Source organism: Oerskovia sp. NPDC060287, from assembly GCF_042726775.1.
GTDB classification, from domain to species: Bacteria; Actinomycetota; Actinomycetes; order Actinomycetales; family Cellulomonadaceae; genus Oerskovia; species Oerskovia merdavium.
On sequence record NZ_JBHXBO010000250.1, the window covers coordinates 1 to 5,871 of the forward strand.

A 5,871-nucleotide genomic window follows, 5' to 3' on the forward strand; every position below is an offset into this window, starting at 1 on the left:
GCCTTCGTCCGGCGCAGCGCCCTGTGGGGCGCCTGGCTGACGGCCGGCTTCGCCGGCACCCTGCTCTGCCTCGTCGTCCACGACAACCTCGACGCGGCCGACCCCGCCGCCGTCACCTCCCCGCCCTCCCACCTCGCCGTCCCGGCCGCCGCCGCCGTCCTGCTCGCCGCCACCCTGATCGGCAACCTGCTCTGCGCGCAGGGTGCGGACGTCGTGCTCCACACCTTCCCGGGGATCACGCACGCCCTGGCGGCCGACGCGTCCCTGCCCGAGCTGTTCCTCTGGCTGGCCGAGGTCGAGGCGGGCCGACGCCCCTCGACCGCCTGCTGACCGGCTGCCCTCCGCGGCCCAGGCAAGCGGCGCAAATCCCTCGCCGCGGCCACCGGCGGCCTGCCACAGTTCTCGCCATGACCACGAACACCCGGGCGACCGTGAAGACCACGGCGACCCGCCTGACCAAGACCCTCTGGAGCTGGGCCTCGATCCTCGACGACGGCGCCCGCGAGCAGGCCGAGCGCACCTCGACCATGCCGTTCGTCTACCCGCACCTCGCGCTCATGCCCGACGCCCACCTGGGCCTGGGCGCGACCGTCGGCTCGGTGATCCCCACGCTGCGCGCGATCGTCCCCGCCGCCGTCGGGGTGGACATCGGCTGCGGCATGGTCGCGGTCTGCACGCAGTACACGGCCGCCGACATCGCTGGACCGGCGCTGCGCGACCTGCGGCTCGCGATCGAGCAGGCCGTGCCCACGAGCGCCGGCTCCTACAACCAGCGCCTGACGGAGACCGCCGAGGCGCGCGTGGCCGAGCTCGAGGCGCTCGCGGGCAAGGCCGGCTTCGATCCCGCGCGGTACGCGGGGAGCTGGCGCCTGCAGCTCGGGTCGCTGGGGTCCGGGAACCATTTCATCGAGGTCAGCCTCGACGAGGAGGACCGGGCCTGGTTCTTCCTGCACTCGGGCTCGCGCGGGGTCGGCAACAAGATCGCGCAGCACCACATCGCGGTCGCGCGCGACCTCATGACCCGGTACTGGATCGACCTGCCGGACAAGGACCTCGCGTACCTCGTCGAGGGCACCGACGAGTTCTGGGCGTACATCCGCGAGCTGCGGTGGGCCCAGCACTTCGCGCTGCTCAACCGCGAGGAGATGATGGACCGCGTGGTGGCCGCGTTCGACGCCTGGTCGGGGCTCGCGCCGGTCGAGGAGGCCGAGCGCATCAACTGCCACCACAACTTCACCGAGCTCGAGCACCACTTCCACAAGGACGTGTGGGTCTCCCGCAAGGGGGCCATCCGTGCCCGGGAGGGGGACCCGGGTCTCATCCCGGGGTCCATGGGCACGGCGTCGTACGTCGTCGTGGGCAAGGGGAACCCGCTCGCGCTCGACTCCGCGCCGCACGGCGCGGGGCGTGAGTACTCGCGGAGCAAGGCGCGCCGGACCTTCACGCACGAGCAGCTGCGCGAGGCCATGGCGGGCATCGAGTACCGCGACACCGACGCGTTCATCGACGAGATCCCGGCGGCGTACAAGTCGATCGACCGGGTCATGCAGGACGCGGCGGACCTCGTCGAGGTACGTCACACGCTGCGGCAGATCGTCAACGTCAAGGGCGACTGACCGGCCCACGGACCGTCGGGCGTCGGGGCGGCCTCGGTCGAGGACGGCCAGGGCCTTCCCCCGCCCCGCCCGACGACGGACCGCACCTTCTCCGTGAAGGTGCGGCCCGCCGTCGGGCCGGCGGGGCACGCGGGCGCACGCCCCGGACCACGGGGCCCGCGGCCGCTCGACGCGCGTGATCGCCCGGCACGCGACACGCTGACGGCATGAGGATCGGGATTCCCGCCGAGGTCAAGAACAACGAGTTCCGCGTCGCGCTCACCCCCGCGGGCGCGCACCACCTGGTCGCCGCAGGGCACGAGGTCCTGGTGCAGGCCGGGGCCGGGCTGGGCTCGGCGATCTCCGACGAGGAGTTCGCGGGCGCGGGCGCACGAGTGGTGGGCACTGCTGAGGAGGTCTGGGGGCGCGCCGAGCTCGTGTGCAAGGTCAAGGAGCCCGTGCCGAGCGAGTACCCGCTGCTGCGCGACGACCTGCTGCTCTTCGCGTACCTGCACCTGGCGGCCGACCCCCTCGGCACGGCCGCGCTGCTCGACGCGGGCACGACCGCGGTCGCCTACGAGACCGCCCAGGCGCCCGACGGCTCGCTGCCGCTGCTCGCGCCCATGAGCGAGGTGGCCGGGCGCATGGCGACGCAGGTCGGGGCCTATCACCTCATGCGTCCTGCGGGCGGAGCGGGCGTGCTGCTCGGTGGCGTTCCCGGGAGCAGGCCGGGACGGGTCGTGATCCTCGGCGGCGGGACCGCCGGCCGGCACGCGGCCGAGATCGCGGTGGGGATGCGTGCCGAGGTCACGATCCTCGACCTGTCGCTGCCCGTGCTGCGCGCGCTCGACCAGGAGTTCGCGGGCCACGTGCGGACCGTCGCGTCGAGCGCGTACGCGATCGAGCAGGAAGTGCTCGCGGCCGACCTGGTGATCGGCGCCGTCCTGGTCGCGGGGGCCAGGGCGCCCCGGCTCGTGACGAACGACCTCGTGGCGCGCATGCGGCCCGGGTCGGTGCTCGTCGACATCGCGGTCGACCAGGGCGGCTGCTTCGAGGACACCCGGCCCACGACCCATGACGACCCCACGTTCCGGGTGCACGGCTCGACGTTCTACTGCGTCGCGAACATGCCCGGCGCCGTGCCCGTGACGAGCACGTTCGCCCTGACCAGCGCGACCCTGCCCTACCTCGCACTCCTCGCCGACGGCGGGGCGCGAGCGCTCCGGACGGTCCCGCTGCTGCGCAACGGACTGACGACCGTGACCGGCACCCTGGTCAACGAGCAGGTCGGCGCCGCGCTCGGGCTGCCGTGGACGTGCGCCGAGGACGTCCTGGGGGAGTGATCGGGAGGTCAGGGAGCGCTGCCGGAGCGCGGTGCGGCCCGCGGCCGCAGCAGAACGTGGTCGTCCGGGCGGGAAATGCCCTGTCGGCCCCTCATGGCCGGTGGCATGCTGTCCGGATGGAGCCTTTCGTCCTGGCCAACGAGCACGTCCACCTCGCGACGCCCACGGCAGCGGACGTCGACCGCATCACCGAGCTCTGCCAGGGCGCGGAGATCGCGGCGTGGACCACCGTGCCCAGCCCGTACACGCGGGCGGACGCGGCGTCGTACATCGAGGAGGTCGTGCCCGAGTCGTGGCGCACGGGTCGCGGGAGCACGTGGGCGATCCGCCGACCCGATGCCCCCGAGGGGCCGGTCCTCGGCATGATCGGGCTCGCGCTGGACACCTCGCCGACCCCCGAGCGCTCGGCCGAGATCGGGTACTGGCTCGCGCCCGAGGCGCGCGGCGAGGGGCTCATGACCGAGGCCGGGCGGATCGTGACCGACTGGGCGTTCGACGACGAGGGGCTCGGGCTCGCGCGCATGGTCTGGACCGCGTTCACGGGCAACTGGGCCTCGCGTCGCGTCGCGTGGCGGCTCGGGTTCCGCGTCGAGGGGACGGTGCGGGGCTTCGGCGTCCAGCGGGGCGTGCGCCGCGACGCGTGGATCGGCACCCTCCTCGCGGGCGACCCGCGAGAACCGGTCGAGCCGTGGCCGTCCGCGCAGACGGACGGCGACCTCGCCGGGATTGATGTCGTGAGCAGGGTGCCCGCCGGGTGAAGATAGGACGCATGACGAGCACCCTCGACCCGGCCAACCCCTTCGCCGCGGCGTCCACCCTCCCGTACGAGCTCCCCGACTTCACGACGATCCGCGAGGAGCACTATCTCCCCGCGCTGCGCGCCGGCATGGACGCCGAGCGCGCTGAGATCGAGGAGATCGTCACCAACCCCGAGGCGCCCACGGTCGCCAACACCCTCGAGGCGCTCGAGTCCGCAGGACAGCTCCTGACCCGTGCGGTCACGGTCTTCTACAACGTCGCGAGCTCCGACTCGACGCCGGGTCTCGAGGACATCGAGGAGACCATCGCCCCCGAGCTCTCGGCGCACCACGATGCGATCTACATGGACGCACGCCTGTACGCGCGCGTCCGTGCGCTCCAGGACGCCGTCGACGCGGGCGAGCTCGCGCTCGAGGCCGACACGGCCTGGCTCCTGCACACCCTCCTCGTCGACTTCCGCCGTTCGGGCATCGAGCTCGACGCCGCGGACCAGGACCGCCTGCGTGAGCTCAACGGGAAGCTGACCTCGCTCGAGGCCGCGTTCGGTCGCAAGCTGCTCGCGGGCGCCAACGCCGCGAGCGTCCTGGTCGACGACGCCGCCGAGCTCGAGGGGCTGCCCGAGGACGCCATCGCCGCGGCTGCGGCCGCGGCCGCGACGCGCGGGCACGAGGGCAAGTACCTCCTCGAGATGCAGCTGCCCACGCAGCAGGGCGTCATCGCGTCGCTCTCGCGCCGCGAGACCCGCGAGCGCGTCCAGCAGGCGTCCATGACGCGTGGTGCCACGGGCGACGACAACGACACGCGCCAGATCGTGATCGACCTCGCGCGCCTGCGCGCCGAGCACGCCCGCCTCCTCGGGTACGACCACCACGCGGCGTACATCGCCGAGGACGCGACGGCCAAGACGACCGGTGCCGTCAACGCGATGCTCTCGCGCCTGGCCCCCGCGGCCGTGGCGAACGCCCGCCGCGAGGCCGGTGACCTCGAGGTCGCCCTCGCCCGCGAGGAGGGCGACGACGCCGAGCTGCGCGCGTCCGACTGGGCGTACCTCGCCGAGCAGGTCCGCAAGGAGCGCTACTCGCTCGACGACGCCGCGCTGCGTCCCTACCTCGAGCTCGACCGCGTCGTGACCGACGGCGTGTTCAAGGCCGCGAACCTGCTCTACGGCATCTCGTTCGCCGAGCGCTCCGACCTGGTGGGCTACCACCCTGACGTCCGCGTGTTCGAGGTCTTCGACGGGCCGGTCGGCGAGCAGGACAAGGGCCTGGGGCTGTTCCTCGCCGACTTCTACACGCGCGAGTCCAAGCGCGGCGGTGCCTGGATGAACAACCTGGTCGACCAGAACCACCTCCTGGACCAGCCGCCCGTCGTCGTGAACAACCTCAACATCGTCAAGCCCCCGGCGGGCGAGCCCACGCTGCTCGTGTGGGACGAGGTCATCACGCTCTTCCACGAGTTCGGCCACGCGCTGCACGGGCTCTTCTCGGACGTGCGCTACCCGTCGCAGTCGGGTACCGAGGTCCCGCGCGACTTCGTCGAGTACCCCTCGCAGGTCAACGAGATGTGGGCCTGGGAGCCCGCGATCCTCACGTCCTACGCGGTGCACCACGTCACGGGCGAGCCCATGCCCGCCGAGTGGGTCGAGACCATGCTGGCCTCGCGCCTGTTCAACGAGGGCTTCGGGACGACCGAGTACCTCGCGGCCGCGCTGCTCGACCAGGCCTGGCACCAGATGAGCCCCGAGCAGGTCCCCACGAGCGTCGACGAGGTCCTGCCGTTCGAGGCCGCGGCCCTCGACGCGGCCGGGGTCGGGTTCGCCCCTGTGCCGCCCCGCTACCGCACGACGTACTTCAACCACGTGTTCGGCGGGGGCTACTCGGCCGGGTACTACTCCTACATCTGGTCCGAGGTGCTCGACGCCGACACCGTGACCTGGTTCGAGGAGAACGGCGGCCTGAACCGGGCCAACGGCGACGCGTTCCGCAAGAAGCTGCTCGCGCGCGGCGGTTCGGTCGACCCGATGGTCGCGTTCGCCGACCTGCGCGGCCGCGACCCGGAGATCGCGCCGCTGCTGACGCGTCGCGGGCTCGACGCGTAGTCGTCCCCGCCGTGCCGAGGTGGAAAGCTCGGCTGGATGACCGAGGCGCTCGAGATCGACCCGTTCGACTCCGACC

The 5,871-nt window shown here is 72.8% G+C and carries 4 protein-coding genes and 1 pseudogene; all 5 read left to right on the top strand.

The window, feature by feature from the left end:
• A pseudogene (locus ACFWFR_RS16720) lies at positions 1 to 330 on the top strand (hypothetical protein); the annotation flags it as partial.
• Between the two features lie 77 nt (positions 331 to 407).
• Positions 408 to 1,616 (top strand): RtcB family protein, encoded by a 1,209-nt coding sequence (locus ACFWFR_RS16725; protein ID WP_377623729.1) that lies wholly within the window; start codon positions 408 to 410, stop codon positions 1,614 to 1,616.
• A gap of 206 nt (positions 1,617 to 1,822) precedes the next feature.
• The gene (ald, locus tag ACFWFR_RS16730; RefSeq protein ID WP_377623730.1) at positions 1,823 to 2,938 is read left to right on the top strand and encodes an alanine dehydrogenase; all 1,116 of its coding nucleotides are present in this window, start codon (positions 1,823 to 1,825) and stop codon (positions 2,936 to 2,938) included.
• A 116-nt stretch (positions 2,939 to 3,054) separates the two neighbouring features.
• Complete coding sequence (locus ACFWFR_RS16735) at positions 3,055 to 3,696, top strand: GNAT family N-acetyltransferase (protein WP_377623731.1); 642 nt, start codon at positions 3,055 to 3,057, stop codon at positions 3,694 to 3,696.
• Positions 3,697 to 3,707: 11 nt separating this feature from the next.
• Positions 3,708 to 5,795: a M3 family metallopeptidase gene (locus ACFWFR_RS16740; RefSeq protein ID WP_191804775.1), complete on the top strand. Its 2,088-nt coding sequence runs from the start codon at positions 3,708 to 3,710 to the stop codon at positions 5,793 to 5,795.
• Positions 5,796 to 5,871: the final 76 nt, after the last annotated feature.